Source organism: Candidatus Palauibacter soopunensis, from assembly GCF_947581735.1.
Classification (GTDB): domain Bacteria; phylum Gemmatimonadota; class Gemmatimonadetes; order Palauibacterales; family Palauibacteraceae; genus Palauibacter; species Palauibacter soopunensis.
In genome coordinates this window covers 1-14037 of record NZ_CANPVT010000032.1, presented here as the reverse complement: position 1 = coordinate 14037, position 14037 = coordinate 1, and the positions used below count along the sequence as shown (strand labels likewise).

The 14037-nt window shown below is 67.3% G+C and carries 9 protein-coding genes and 1 pseudogene; 3 read left to right on the top strand and 7 right to left on the bottom strand.

What is annotated here, in order from left to right; all coding sequences use genetic code 11:
• Positions 1 to 21: 21 nt before the first annotated feature.
• The gene (locus tag RN901_RS09395; protein ID WP_310758014.1) at positions 22 to 363 is read left to right on the top strand and encodes an SPW repeat protein; all 342 of its coding nucleotides are present in this window, start codon (positions 22 to 24) and stop codon (positions 361 to 363) included.
• A 195-nt stretch (positions 364 to 558) separates the two neighbouring features.
• On the top strand, positions 559 to 1749 hold the full coding sequence (locus RN901_RS09390; protein ID WP_310758013.1) for an integrase arm-type DNA-binding domain-containing protein: 1191 nt from the start codon (positions 559 to 561) through the stop codon (positions 1747 to 1749).
• A gap of 614 nt (positions 1750 to 2363) precedes the next feature.
• Here the strand turns inward: RN901_RS09390 and RN901_RS09385 are convergent.
• From RN901_RS09385 to RN901_RS09370, 4 genes are all read right to left on the bottom strand, one after another.
• On the bottom strand, positions 2364 to 2618 hold the full coding sequence (locus RN901_RS09385; RefSeq protein ID WP_310758012.1) for a hypothetical protein: 255 nt from the start codon (positions 2616 to 2618) through the stop codon (positions 2364 to 2366).
• Positions 2619 to 3286: 668 nt separating this feature from the next.
• Complete coding sequence (locus tag RN901_RS09380; RefSeq protein ID WP_310758011.1) at positions 3287 to 4027, bottom strand: hypothetical protein; 741 nt, start codon at positions 4025 to 4027, stop codon at positions 3287 to 3289.
• A 610-nt stretch (positions 4028 to 4637) separates the two neighbouring features.
• Positions 4638 to 5267, bottom strand: coding sequence for a hypothetical protein (locus RN901_RS09375; RefSeq protein ID WP_310758010.1), 630 nt, complete (start codon positions 5265 to 5267; stop codon positions 4638 to 4640).
• On the bottom strand, positions 5260 to 5622 hold the full coding sequence (locus RN901_RS09370; protein ID WP_310758009.1) for a helix-turn-helix transcriptional regulator: 363 nt from the start codon (positions 5620 to 5622) through the stop codon (positions 5260 to 5262). The genes RN901_RS09375 and RN901_RS09370 overlap by 8 nt, the downstream gene beginning before the upstream one ends.
• A 159-nt stretch (positions 5623 to 5781) precedes the next feature.
• On the opposite strand from RN901_RS09370, the gene RN901_RS09365 reads away from it, so the two are divergent.
• Positions 5782 to 6741: an IS1595 family transposase gene (locus RN901_RS09365; protein ID WP_310758008.1), complete on the top strand. Its 960-nt coding sequence runs from the start codon at positions 5782 to 5784 to the stop codon at positions 6739 to 6741.
• A gap of 197 nt (positions 6742 to 6938) precedes the next feature.
• On the opposite strand, the gene RN901_RS09360 is transcribed toward RN901_RS09365, so the two are convergent.
• The 3 genes and pseudogenes from RN901_RS09360 to RN901_RS09350 all read right to left on the bottom strand — a co-directional run.
• Complete coding sequence (locus tag RN901_RS09360; RefSeq protein WP_310758007.1) at positions 6939 to 8843, bottom strand: Ig-like domain-containing protein; 1905 nt, start codon at positions 8841 to 8843, stop codon at positions 6939 to 6941.
• Between the two features lie 188 nt (positions 8844 to 9031).
• Positions 9032 to 10960, bottom strand: a complete 1929-nt coding sequence (locus RN901_RS09355; RefSeq protein ID WP_310758006.1) for an Ig-like domain-containing protein — start codon at positions 10958 to 10960, stop codon at positions 9032 to 9034.
• 177 nt (positions 10961 to 11137) lie between these two features.
• A pseudogene (locus tag RN901_RS09350) lies at positions 11138 to 14037 on the bottom strand (hypothetical protein); the annotation flags it as partial.

The window sequence follows — 14037 nt, the reverse complement described above, 5'->3', positions numbered from 1 at the left end:
GTTTCTTCCGAGAGAGGTTCGATGGCCTCACGCTGGGTCGGTCTCGCGCTGGGACTCTGGTTCCTGGGCGCCCCGTTCATCTGGGGATACCCGTTCGGTTTCCTGTGGTGGCACAGCGTGGTGCTCGGCGGTTCCATCCTCGTCGTCACCATCACCTTCAACCTCGGCATCAACCGGATCAGCGGCTGGGGACTCATCGCCCTCGGCGCCTACAGCATGCTGTCGCCCTTCATCCACGGGTATCTCGCCAACGCGCAGGCCTTTTTCAACGACCTCATGTTCGGCGTCATCACCGTGGGCACCGGCGCCGCGATGGGCGGAGCCGGAATCGAACACTCCGACGAGGCCCCCAGCACCGCCTGACCCGGCCTGACCGCCTCGACGTTCCCGCGGGGCTGTATTCTAGAGAACGCTTCCCTCGTGCAGCCAAGTCCCACGCCGTCCATAAACGACACGTTTTCATTGGGTTATCCCGCGATCTAAGCGCCGTTTGACATCCCGGATCGACCAGCCTCATCCCCTTGCATCTCCCACAGTGTGGCCGGTATAATGGTGGGTATGACGCTCCCCCGACGACCACCGAAACGCAAGCCGCGCCGCCGGCATCCCCACAACGCGCTCTCCTCGGCCTTCGTCCGCAACGTGCGCGAGGCCGGACGGTACTGCGACGGTAACGGCCTGTACCTCGATGTCCGCCCCTCCGGGAGCCGGGGCTGGATCCAGCGCCTCACGATCCGGGGCCGCCGCACCGAGCTCGGGCTCGGCGGATACCCCCTGGTTTCTCTCAAGGAGGCCCGGGAGAAGGCGTTCCTCAACCGGAAGCTCGCCCGCGAGGGCGGCGATCCGCTCTCCGAGAAGCGGCGGGCCGAGTCGATGCCCACCTTTATCGAGACGGCCGACAAGGTCTGGAGGCAGCTTCGGCCGGGCTGGCGCTCGGACCGGCACGCGCAGGTCTGGCTGAACAGCCTGGAGCGCCATGTCTTCCCCCGCATCGGCGAGATGCCGGTCTCGGAGGTGACGAGCGCCGACGTGATCGGGATACTGGCTCCGATGTGGCACGAGAAGCCGGCGTTGTCGCGGAAGCTGCGCCAGCGCATGCGCGCGGTCATGGAGTGGGCCGTGGCCATGGGTCTCAGGCCGGACAACCCGTGCGACCGGGTCGGCCCGGTGCTCGGAGTGCAGGGGAACCGCACGCAGCACCTCCGGGCGCTGCCTCACGGCGAGGTGGCGGAGGCGATCCGGACGGTTGAGGCGTCGGGCGGGCGGCCGGTCGTGAAGCTGGCCTTCGAGTTCCTCGTGCTCACGGCGACGCGCTCGAACGAGGTCCGCGGGGCGGCGTGGAGGGAGATCGACGTCGAGGAGGCGGTGTGGACCATCCCGGCCCCGCGCACGAAGGGGAACCGCGAGCACCGGGTTCCGCTCAGCGGGCGGGCGCTCGCGATCCTCGACGAGGCGCGGCGGATCGGGCGGGGCGGCGCGCTCGTGTTTCCGGGCGTGCGCGGCAGACCGCTCGGGCGCACGGCCGTCTGGCACCTGCTCAAGACCTGCGGGGTCGAGGCCGTGCCGCACGGGTTCCGGTCGAGCTTCCGGGACTGGGCGGCCGAGGAGACGGATCATCCGCGCGAGGTGGCTGAGGCGGCGCTCGCGCACAAGGTCCGCAACCAGGTCGAGGCGGCATACCGGCGCACGGACCTGTTCGAGCGGCGGCGACGGCTCATGGATGACTGGGCGGCCTATCTCGCCGGTTGAGGACCGCTCATGGACCGCCCGCTCCGGCTTGGGTGAACGGAGGCCGGGCTGACGATCCGAAGCGCCGCCCTCGCGGCGCGCGGTGGCCTTCCCGCGAGGGACTGCTGATCGGGAGCGACCCCAGGCGGGGGTGGGGATGGGGCTGTCCGGCTCCATCCCCCCAGGCGGCAATCGAGGTCTGCCGAGATGGGGGGTCGCTCCCAGCCACGTCCGAGGAGCGCGGATCGGCATCGGCGCTCCGCCGGTCGTGGTGCAACCGCAGGCGCGGCAGCGACCTGCGCGACCGGGGCTGTGTCCGGCCGACGGCGATTTTCGTGTCCGGCGCCCCCCAAAGCGAGCCGGACACGCAGGACTTGCCACCACCGCCCGTTTCCGGCGCCACTCCATCTCTACTGACTGCCGCTCATCGTCGAAGCCAAGTCCCGCCCCCGCGGGCTGATTCCGTAGAGGTGCCTTCCGCCTCGATCCGTCGGCCGGGCCAGTCCCGCATTGACGAGAGACTGGATCGCTCGCCCCGCCCGCAGCGCTCCGCACCGCAGCAGCAGCCGAACGTCGGCCACGCCGAATGACGAAACGTCCGCGAACTCGACCAGCACCCCGCTTAGCGTCGTCGGTCATGTGCGTTCAGGCGAATCGCGCTCCTGGACGGCGAGCCGCTCGGCCTCGTCCGCCGCAGCCTTGATCGACCGGAACCCCGGGCCCGACCGGTCGGCGGCCGTCGAGACCCTCCGGGAGGCGGACACCGCGTACCAACGGTCCGCGCGGTCGTCGTCGCCTTCCATGTAATGGCCGCGTTCGAGCCGATACCCGACCGATTCGGCGCGGAACCGGTGAGCCCGCAGAATGACGCCTTGATCGAACTCGTTCATCGGCTGTACCCCACGTTCAAGAGAGCGCCCAGCGGGAAGCCGGGTCAATGGCGTGTTGCGGATCGCGGCGGCCGGGCTTCAGCCCTCGACGCAGGCGGCCGAGGAGACGGATCTCCACTGCGAGGCGGCTGAAGTTGCGCTGGCGGCCCGCTCGAAACACGGTCGAGGCCGCCTGCAGGCGCTCCGACCTGTTCGAGCGCCGGCGTCAGCTCATGGAGGATGGGGCGGGCTACGTCGCGGCGTTGCAGGAACCGCCTCCCGCAGCGCGGTGTATCTTGACATCAGGAAGCACATCAGGAGGCGGCGGCAGCGCGTCGCCAGACGCGGGGGGCCACCACACCACTACCAAACCCCCACACCTCCCCTGCCGCCCCTCCGGCTCCCGAATCGAACCTCAACCTAGGCCCTGGGAAATCGGGATGCACCCCACGTCGCTCCGAGAGGCGTTTTTCGGCTGGCTCCCGGCCCGGTAATGGCCGTGAGTATCCATGTCGTCAAGCGGACGCCCGTTTTTGCGAAGCAACCTGCCTCGCAGCGCCCCTTGCGACGCTTCCGCTTCGGGTGCCCGTTCTCGACCGGCGGGACCATCGAAGGGACCCGCGACTAACCCGGTGGGGCAGGGGGAAAGGGGCACCTTGTGGTGGCCGTCACGCTAGATTCTCACGGTCTTAATCCCGTACGATTCTCTCGTGGGCTCCAACTCCGTCGATGATCTCGTAGAAGGTGTCAAGGCAACGTTCGACAAAATCCCGGGTCATGTAAAAGAACCAAGGCTCGTTACCTGAGTGAGCAAGCGAGAAACAGTCCCCCCAGCCTGCGGAGTCGACTCGGTTGGCGAATCTGGTACGATCCTCCTCCGGCCATTCGAGGCCGCCGTGGAACATCTTGTTCCGATACTCAAAGAGAGCCCTCGCGGTCGTTTCCAAGTCGTCGGGCAGGTGCCCCCTCAAGTCGATGTCTTTGGCGATCTGCAGGAACGCGTTAACGACGCCCCGGTGTTTGCGTCGGCCGTCCTTCCACGTCTTCTCGTTCTTGAAGTACCGGACGATTCGGCCGAACAGGGACTCCATGAGTGGAGCTATCAGACCGACAGCGGCCATGCTGTGCGCGGCATCTAGAAACGTGGAGCTGTGCAGCGTGTCGACCCAGTGATCCACCATCCACGAGTCGCCACCGCGTTCCCGGATATCGGCCTCGATCTTTCTGATCTCCGTCGTGAGCTTCTCTTCGGCGTCACGATTGCGCTCAAGGACGATGCGGATCGCGATCAACTGAGACCGGAAATCCGGTTCCAGAACTCCCTCACCGATGTCTCGGTCGGTGATCTCCTCGAGGCCTGCTCCTGCATCGTCGCACATATGCTGCAGGTATTCCTCGATGGAACTCGTGGATTCGCCGCGTTCGGTCATGGGTATGCTGTCCTTAGTTCTTCGTTCATGAAGTACGAGGAGTCTGGAGGCCGCAGGTACAAACTCCGAGCAAGCATTCCATGGTCCGGTGGCAGGCCCAGCTCCGATCTTTCGCCGCTGCTTCGGCCTCGGCCCGCACGTCGGATGCAGCCTGTCCGACTCGGGGTGTCCAAGAAAACCGTGATCAACGGGACTTTCGATGGCTGGGCTGCTGCTCGGCTTGATGCCTCGGATATGCGCGACCGCGCACCCCTTAAATTCGAAAACGACCATAGCTCCTAGGCGCGGGCAAGCACCATAGCACGTTCTTCGATGGTTCCATCGCTGGAGCCTTGTCAACCGTTTACTTCACCCGCAGGACCGTCCCAGCCATTGCAGATTCGCATCGATGATCGCTTCGCCATCGTCGTCCGCGACGCCGACGACTACGAGGCCGGGGGGAATGTTCTCGACGGCCCCGTCGAGGCTGTTCCGGGCGATGCCCGGAGCGGCGTTTCGGCGGCGGCCGCGAGGGCTGGCCGACGACCTTTTGGTGGCTGTCAGCCAGCCGACGCCACGTTGAACGTGGCGGTCTGGCAAAGGGGGGGGCTTCCCCCCTTTGGACCCCCATCTAGCTTGGCCGGGCCGGAGCCTGTCGCAACTTGGTGAACGCCCGCTCGCGGGCGCGCATCCACAGGGCGGACGCCGCGCAAACGAACGAGCCCGCCCAAGCCCAGTAGCCGACCGCCAGATCGCCCGAGGGGATCCAGTAGAGAAGGTTCAGCGCCGTCGCGCCGGTCACGCACCAAGTCAGCCACCGGAGCTTCGCGCGACGGACGCGACCGGTCACGAACAGTGCGAGGAGCACCAGAATGCTGCCGAGCGCGCTCAGCGCTTCGCCCGGATTTCCCCATTCGAGCGCGAGTCGAAAAGCCTCCCAGCCCGAAAGGTGCCCGGCCGCGTCACCGATGGCGGGCAGGACCCAGGACGCCGCGAACATTGCCCCGCCAGCCCGAAGCAGGTGCCGCCACCTCGGCTTGCCCGCCTTGGCGAACTCCCTCGAAAGCGTCTTCGGCTCGCCGATGCCTTGGCGGGCCAGCGCAAACGCGCGAGCGGGGGTCAGGGCGTTGTCCAACTCCAACTCCAGATCGACGTGCGCCCGCAAGTGGTCCTCCAATTCGTCCACCTCGCACGCCGACAGCCCCGCGCCGCGCTCCACGCGCGCGCTCCAGTCCCGAAACGCCGCCTCCGGATCAAACATGCGCTCCTCCCCAAGCCGCTTCGAGTGCCGTGGTCAGCGTCCGCCAACTCGCCCGGTCGCGCGACAACTGGCGCCTTCCCCGTCCGGTCAGCCGATAGTACTTCCGCCGCCGTCCCGCATCGGTCAACTGCCAGCGGCCCGCGATGAGACCGTCCCGCTCCAAGCGGTGCAGGACCGGATAGAGCATTCCGTCGGACCAGTCCACGCTTCCACCCGATAGGACCTTCACCTGTTTGAGCATCTGGTAGCCGTAGCTCTCCCCGCCCGCGAGGATGGAGAGCACCATCGGGCGCGACGAAGCGGCGATCAGTTCCCTGTAGACCGGCCGGCCCAGCCCCTTACGCAATTCGCGCACGAGCTTCCGAGCCTCTCGCTCGGCAGATTCGCGGACAGCGGGGATGAAGGCGAGGAACTTGCCTTCGGACCGGCTCTGCCAAGGGCCGGAACAGGTCGTATCCGGTAGTGGGACTTACATACCTGGGTTGAGTCAGAGAGCGATCGGGAGGGAGCATCGATGCAGGTCAAAGGGTTGAGCCTGTTGGAGTTGGCGGAGAAGTTCCCGACGGAAGCGGCGGCACGGAGGTGGTTCGAGCAGATCGTGTGGCCGGACGGGAACCGGCACTGCCCCCGGTGCGGGAGTCTGGGGACCTACCGTTGCAGGCACGCGAAGATGCCGTACCGGTGCCGGGACTGCGGGAAGTACTTCTCGGTCAAGACGGGGACGCCGATGGCGGGCTCCCCGCTCCCCTTGAGGAAATGGGCCTACGCGATCCACCTGAACATGAGCAGCCCGAAGGGGGTGGCGTCGACGAAGCTCGCGCACGACATCGGGGTGACGCAGAAGACGGCGTGGTTCATGCAGCACCGGATCCGGCAGATCTTCGTCCGGGACCGCCCGGCGCGGTTCGAGGGGCCGGTGGAGGTGGACGAGGCGTACATCGGGGGGAAGGAACACAACAAGCACGTGGACAAGCGGCTTCGCCAGGAGGGCGGGTTCGCGGGGAAGATCCCGGTGGTGGGGCTCAAGGACCGTGCCACGAACCGGGTGTCGGCCTACGTGGTGGGAAGCACGGATGCGAGAACGCTATGGCGGATCATCACGGCGCACGCGGGTCCGGGCTCGGTGATCTACACCGACGAGTACCCGACGTACAGACGGCTGGCGCCGAGCTACCGGCACGGCGCGGCGAAGCACTCGGCGGGGGAGTGGGTGCGGGGCGATGCCCACACCAACGGCATGGAGAGCTTCTGGGCGCTGCTGAAGCGGGCGTACATGGGGACGTTCCACGTGCTGAGCCGGAAGCATCTTCAGCGGTACGTGGACGAGCTGGCGGGCAAGCACAACCTTCGGGCGCTCGGGACCATGGAGAGGATGCGGGAGGTCGTGGTTCACATGGCGGGCAAGCGCCTCACCTATCGGGATCTGGTGTACGGCCGGGGCGCGGCCCGCTACCCCGCCGTGCCCTACGCCTGATCCGCTCGCGCACTTCCGGGTCCGTGGGCGTGAGGAGGATGCGGACCACCTCCGAGAAGCGAAGTCCCCGGTAGAACGGGTTCACGGCAACCGGGTCGAACTCCTTCGGGTCCGGCGGGGGTTCGGTCGCAGCCGGAGGCCGGTTGGCTTCGGTTTCAGGCTTGGTCATGGCTGGCGCTCCCCGATTCGAGTAAAGCCTAGTGGGGTCTGATGATTCGGACGATCCGCCCCGCATCGTCGACCACGACGACGGGCCCTCTCCAGATGTCGTCTCCGTACGGGATCCGCTCGTCCTCCTCGACCGCGCGGGCGGCGTCCGCGTCGGGAAGCCGGTAGGAATCAGCCGCCGCGAGATCGACGGAGTAGCCGAGGTCCGCCAGGGACTGAACGGTGATCGCACTCAAGGGCTCGGGACCGCGATCCAGGTATCCGGTCATGAGTTCGGTGACGAGCACGACTTCCCGCCAGTGGCCGTTCCGGGTGCCCAGGCCGCCGGTGTTCTCGACGGGCACCTTGGCGCCCGTGTAGTTGGCGCCGCCGGCTTCGTCGAACGCCTCGATGGTCCGCCGGCCCGTGAAGTGCGTGTCGGGCTCGTCGTCTTCGGATGCGGGGTTCTGGAGCAATCCGAGCGGTCGCCAGATGGTTCCGATGCCCAGCACATGCCCCATTTCGTGGAGGACCACGTCCTCCAGCTCGCCGCCGCGCTCGAGCCGCTCGAGGTCGGCGACGTCGAACGTCATCCGACCGTACAGGGGCAGCAGGCTCCCGGTCCGCACCCGGCAGGGGCCGGCTCGCGCCAGCGTCCCGCGCGAACCATCGATTTCTTCGATCGCCGCCACGATCATCAGGTCGTCGATCGTCTCGACGTAGCGCTCGAATTTCGGATCGCCGCCGCAGCCCAGGGTTCGGTTCAGCGCAATGTCCGGGAGGTCCGTCGGCGCCAGAATCTTCATCCAGCGCTCGGCAGCCCTGCGGAAGGCTGCCTCCTGGGTTGCGGTCACCGACGTCGCGAACACGAGTTCGATCTGGAACCCGGAGGGGACGCTTGCCACACTCACGCCGAACGCGGAGGAGGCGCTCAGGCCTCCTGGGTCGCTGGCCGTGATCGTCACGGTGGCGTCGCCCGGCGCGACCGCCCGCACGGTCACGACGCTGCCGGACGCGGAGACCGCGGCCACGCCGGCGTTCGACGAGGCCGCCGAGTAGGAAAGCGCGTCGCCGTCGGCGTCGGTAAAGTATGGGGAGGCATCCACCTCCGCCGTCTCGCCGGCGGGCAGCGTCTGTGACGGGATCGTCCCGACCCGCTCCGGCGCCCGGTTGGGCACGGTGACCCGGAACGTCTGCTGCGCCGCCTCGCCCTGCGGGTCGCGCGCCGTGACCGTCACGGTCACGAGCCCCTTCGCAACCGCCGCTACCGTGACGGAATCTCCCGCCGCCGAGACGCCGGCCACGGCGGCGTTCGACGAAGCGGCCGTGAAGGAAAGGCTCTCTCCGTCCGGATCCGTGAAGTAGGCGGACACGTTCACGGTCACCGTGTCGCCCACAGCCAGCTTCAAGGGCGAGATCGTCCCCACACCCTCCGGGGCCCGATTCGGCACGGTCACCGAAAACACCCGCTCCGCGCTCGCGCCATCCGCATCGCTCGCGCGCACAGTGACCATCGCGACCCCCGGGGCCAGGGCCCGGATCGCGATCTCCGCTTCCGACACGGCGACCGTTGCAACCTCGGTTCTCGACGACGTGGCGGTGTAGCGCAGAGCGTCGCCGTCGGGGTCGCGAAAGTAGGCCGATGCATCCACCGTCGCGGTCCGTCCCGCGAACACGGTCTGGACCGGGATCTCGTCCGCCGCTTCCGGCCCCCGGTTCGGCACGGTCACCTGGAACGTCTGCTGCGCGATCAGGCCACGTGGATCGCGCGCCTCCACCGTGACCGTCACAACGCCCCTCGCGTGTGCGGCGACCACGACCGAAGCGCCCGACACCGATGCGGCCGCAGCCGCATCGTTCGACGAACTTGCCGCGTAGGAAAGGGCGTCTCCGTCCGGGTCGCTGAAGTACGGAGACACGTCAACGCTGGCCGACTCGCCGACCGACACCGTCATGGCGGGAATCGTGCCTACGGCCCGTGGTCCCCGGTTCGGCTGAGGGGCCGGCTCCGTAACCTGGTTCCCGTCGCCGCAGGCCGCAGCCCATGCGCCGGCGATCGATACGACCGCGGTCCGGAGTCCGCGTACACATCTCCGCGCCGCGCGAGCGGACGCCGCTCCGTCGCGGCGGGAGGCTTTCCGGTTCACTGCTTGCTGCCGGCGCGGTCCAATCCACGCTCCGTCGCGTCAGCGGCTTGTTTCACAAGATCGCGAGCGGCTCTCGCCCTACTCGACATCGCCGCGCTGCTCTCCGTGCCTGTGACCTCGAACCAATCGAAGCGTTGTGCGGCGCCGCTGTCTCCGCTCCCCGCCAACCAGATATCGGTCACGCTGCCAAAGGCTGCACGAAACGTCGCGTTCGGAGTTAATCTCCAGAGTTCGGTGTCTCCCGCCATCAGGAAGAACTCATCGCCGTCCCACCCAATCGTGACGTCCGTGAACTCGCCCGGCGCATCTCGAATCGCATCCGAGTTACCGCTCTGGTCTCCGAGAAAAAACCAGGCCGACTCATCATCGTCCCAGAGAAGGAACCTGTAGTTGTGCCCTTGACTTTGCGGGCCAAGCGATACGCCAAAGGCCTGATAGCGCGGGTGCTCCGTGAACCAATACATCCGCACGGTTCCATCGTCCGCGGCCCGGCCCATCCTGACCCGGATCGTCCAGTCCGTAAGCACCGGGTCGACCTCGCGTTCCGCGATTCCGAGCAAACCATCCGTGGTGTTGGTCAAGCGCAGGAGACCATCCGCGACGGAGGCGTCGGCGTTCAATATCTCCCAGTCGTCCAGGCTGGCGGCCGAATCGAAGTCGTCCCGGAATCCGGCGCTCGCCGCCACCGTGACCTCGGCGCTCTGAGTCGCCGAAAGACCGCCCGGATCCGTCGCCGTCGCCGTCACCGTCGCCGTCCCGGCTGACACCGCCGTCAGCGTCAGCGTGCTGCCCGACAGGGCGACCGAGACCACGCCCGCATCGCCCGACTCCGCCCCGTACGACAGGTCATCGCCGTCCGGATCGGTGAAGAAAATCGATATGTCCACTTCAGCCGTCTGCCCCGCTGTCATCGTCTGCGCCGGGATCGCGCCCACCGGCTCCGGTGCCTGGTTGGCCGCCTCGACCGTCACCTCCGCACTCTGCGTCGCGCTCAGGCCGCCCGGGTCGGTGGCCGTCACGGTCACCGTCGCCGTCCCCGGCGCCACCGCCGCGAGCGTCAGGCTGCTGCCCTCGATCCCGGCCGCGAGGGCGTCCGCGTCGCTCGATTCCGCCTCGTAGCTCAATCCGTCCCCGTCCGGATCGGTGAAGTAGGCGGACACGTCCACCGTCACCGTATCACCGGCGGACAACGTCTGCGCCGGGATCGCGCTCACGGCCTCCGGTGCCTGGTTGGCCGCCTCGACCGTCACCTCCGCGCTCTGCAAGGCCGTCAGACCGTCCGGGTCGGCGGCGGTCACCGTCACCGTCGCCGTGCCCACGGCCACGGCCGTCAGCGTCAGGCTGCTGCCCTCGAGCCCGGCCGTGACCGCCGCCTCATTGCTCGACCCTGCCGTGTACGTCAGCGCGTCGCCGTCCGGGTCGCTGAAGAAGGCCGCCACGTCCACGGTCGCCGTCTGGCCCACGGTCATCGCCTGCGCGGGAATCGTGCCCACCGCCTCCGGCGCCTCGTTGGCCGCCTCGACCGTCACCCCCGCGCTCTGCGTGGCCGTCAGGCCGCCAGGATCGGTGGCCGTCACGGTCACGGTCGCCGTCCCCGGCGCCACCGCCGTCAGCGTCAGGTTACTGCCGGTCAGCGACACGGTGAGCACGGCCGTGGCCGACGATGCGGCCGTATACGTCAGGGCGCCCCCGTCGGGATCGCGGAAGAACGGCGTCACGTCCACCGTCACCGTCTGCCCCACGGTCATGACCTGGGCCGGGATCGACCCGACCGCCACCGGAGCCACAGGCGCCGGAGGCGGTGGCGGAGGCGGCGGGGGCGGATCCGTCGTCCCGTCTCCGCCGCAGGAGACACCGCCGATGAGAGCCGCAACGAGTGCGCTCGCGAAGCCCAGGGTGCGGTAGCGATTCGTTTTTCCGTTCATTCGGTCAGCCCTCCCGGCTCTTCTCCCGACAGACCCGACGGCCCAACAAGTCGGGTGAAAGGAAACTCTTCCCTAAGAAAAAAGGAGCCCCCCGCGAATCCGCGAGGGGCTCCCGTTTGCCCTCGGTTCGGCTTACGCGGCTCAACCCTTCAAGCCGCCAGCCTCACCGGAGCGCCATCATGAATCGTCGTTGACGAGCGTGATGCGCACCTCGTCCGGGTCGGTGACGTTGGTACCGCTGATGTGAGTGAACGTGCCCGTCACCGTGATCCTACGATCCCGTGTCCCGTCGAGTTCGCCAACCTCGATCTCGAGCTCGATCGTTCCCTTCTTTGCGCCGGACGCGATCGTGATGGTCCGATCGGTGGCGGTCGGGTTCTCGCCCGGGCCGACTTTGGCGATCACCGGATCCTCGTTGTTGTCATCGTCGGGGACGTTGTCGGTCAACGTGAGCGTAACGGTCGTTTCGGCCGTCGCTGCGGTCGCCAACTCCACGGTCACCGTCACCGTGTCGATTACGCCCTCGTCGATCGAGTCCACATCCACCGCCAGCGTGGCGTCGTTGTCCGCTTGAGTCACCGCGACCGAGGCTATGCTCACGTTGCTGTAGCCCCCGCCCGAGGCGCTGTGGGAGATCGTCGTCGCCTCGTTCACCGCATCAGTATCCTCGACGGCCGACACCGTGACCGTCTGGGCAGTCCCGAAGTCGGTGGTGGTGAACGTGAGGGTCGCAGGAGTAAACGTTACGTGCGAGTTGCTCGTGCGCGGCGTCACAGTGACGTCTCCGACCGGCGCGGACTGCAGGCTCACCCCATAGGTGGCTTCGCCGCCTTCCGGTACGGACAACTTATCCTCGGTCACGTTGACTCCGAGGCCCCAGTTCACCGAGAAGTTGCCGGCCGAGTACATCGACTCGTTGCCGTTGTCGTCGCCCTCATGGTCGACGGCCGAGTCCGTCAGCTTGAGGTTGAAGCAGAGGTTCTCCATGCCGCCGCCCGGCGCCCGCCCGATCGTGACCGACTGGCTGAACTCGATCGTCTTGGTGTCGTTCTCCAGGTCGTACTTGCGAGCCCGCGACCGCGGCAGCTCGGTATCGGTCGTGTCGTCACCGCCGCAGATGTCGTTCGAGCTGCCGTCGCCCGTCCCTTGCATCATCACGGTCAGCAGGGCTTCCTCGACCGGGTTCGCGTCCTTGATCGTGCCGCTCACCACCACCGTGATGGACGAGGAAGAGCCCGCGTTGATGGCGCCACCGGGGCTCGCGCCCAAGCTGAACGTCGGCGCCTTCGTGTCCTTGACGAACGAGTAGAGTGCGACACTGCCGTTGCCCGGCGTGCTGCGGTCCCACGCGATCGCGCGCAGCCGATACGCCCCGTCGTCCAGACCGGCGATGCTACCGCCGTACGTATCGTCACCGAACCTGCTAGAAACGCTCCAGCCCGCGTTGGCCGTTCGGTACGCTCCGCTGTAGTACCGCTGGGGCGTGAATAAGCAGCACCCGCTGCCCTCATCGCCCGTCTCCAGATCCGGATCGTTGGCGTCGAAGAAGATGAACTCGGCGGTAGGACTCGCAGTGGTGCCGCGTCCCTTGAACACGACTTCGCCTTCCGGCTCGACGTCGGTGACCTCCGGTGGCGTCTTGTCGACGCCGAAGGCCGCGGCCGACTGAATCCGGACGTTCCCGAGCCACGTCGAGTTGCCGATCGCGTCCGTCAACTCCTGCAACTCGGCGGTGTAGCAGTCGAGTCCGCCCTCGTCGCCCGGATTGGCCTCCGCGTCGTCCTCGGGCAGCTCGGCGATGTTACGTATGTCGTCCATCCCGTCACCGGCCACGAAATCGGTGCTCGACCGGGAGTCGGTGTTAGCCGCGATCGTGCAATCGCCCACCGCGATGACCTCGTTCACACCGCCCACGCCGGCCTCCGCGACGTCCGATACGACCAGGCGCGCGGGAGACGAACTCGAACCGGGGGAGAACATGTTGCCCGTCGCGCTGCCGATGCTTCGGGTGACGCGCCTGCCTCCGGTGACGTAGCTGATCGCGACTTCCGAGTCGCCGTCGTCGTCGTTCAGGCGCGGTGCGCTGAAGTCGAACTGGAACGGACCTTCCTTGTGCGTATTCGCCGCATTGCCGTCCTTGCGGAACTCGCCGCTCACGTCGAGCCCGTCGGCGTTCTTGATGAGACCCCGGTTCTCGATCCAGAACTCGTTCTCGCCCGGTATGTTCTCCACGGCGCTGTTGCCCGTCCAGGAAGCCGTGCTGATCGGCCATGTGAACGGCGCCTCGTCGTCGACCGGATCGTGCGGCCTGCCGTTGGCCCGCCTGAAGCTCAGCAGACCGGCACCATAAGCGGGCTGTGGATCCGTCGCCACCGGATCCGGACGCGCCGTGTTCGTGTGGATGCTGCCGAGTTGCATCGAGCCCACCGTTGTGCCCTTGTAGGACACTGGGCAGGCGTGGAAGCTGTTCCGGTTCTCGTCGTCCTCGCCCGGAGGCCCGCCGTAGAACGTCAGACCCTTGGTCGTGTTCGACACCACGGAATTCGCACCCGCCTCGTGGGCGATGATCACGTAGCCGGAATTCTTCAGCGTGATCGGCTGCGTGGCGACGACCTCGCGCCGCTCGCCCTCCGCGGTGACGAGGAACGCGCCGAGGTTGTACTCGCCGTTGGCGTAGCGCGGTTGCAACTGCATCCCCACGCACTCGCCGTCCACGGCGTTGGTGTCGAAGAAGCAGTCCACCTCGATCTGCCCGCCGGATGCCGCGAGATCCGCGCCGATGTTGCCACGGCACTGAATCTCCTCGTCGTTCAGGGTGAGGCCGATCCCCGCGACCGTTTCATCGTTGTTCTGGACGTCGAGGATGACGGCGACATCACCAAACACGTTGGTCGGGTTGATGGACTTCGACCGGTCCTCCACGTTCCGCAACCCGAAGATGGCGACCGTCGCCTCCTTCACGCCGCTCTGGCCCACCGTCACGTTGAATCCCTGGTTGGCCTGGAGGCCCGCCGGATCGGCCGCTGTGATAGTGACGACCGCGCTTCCGCGCGCCACACCGGTCACGGTCGCGGTCG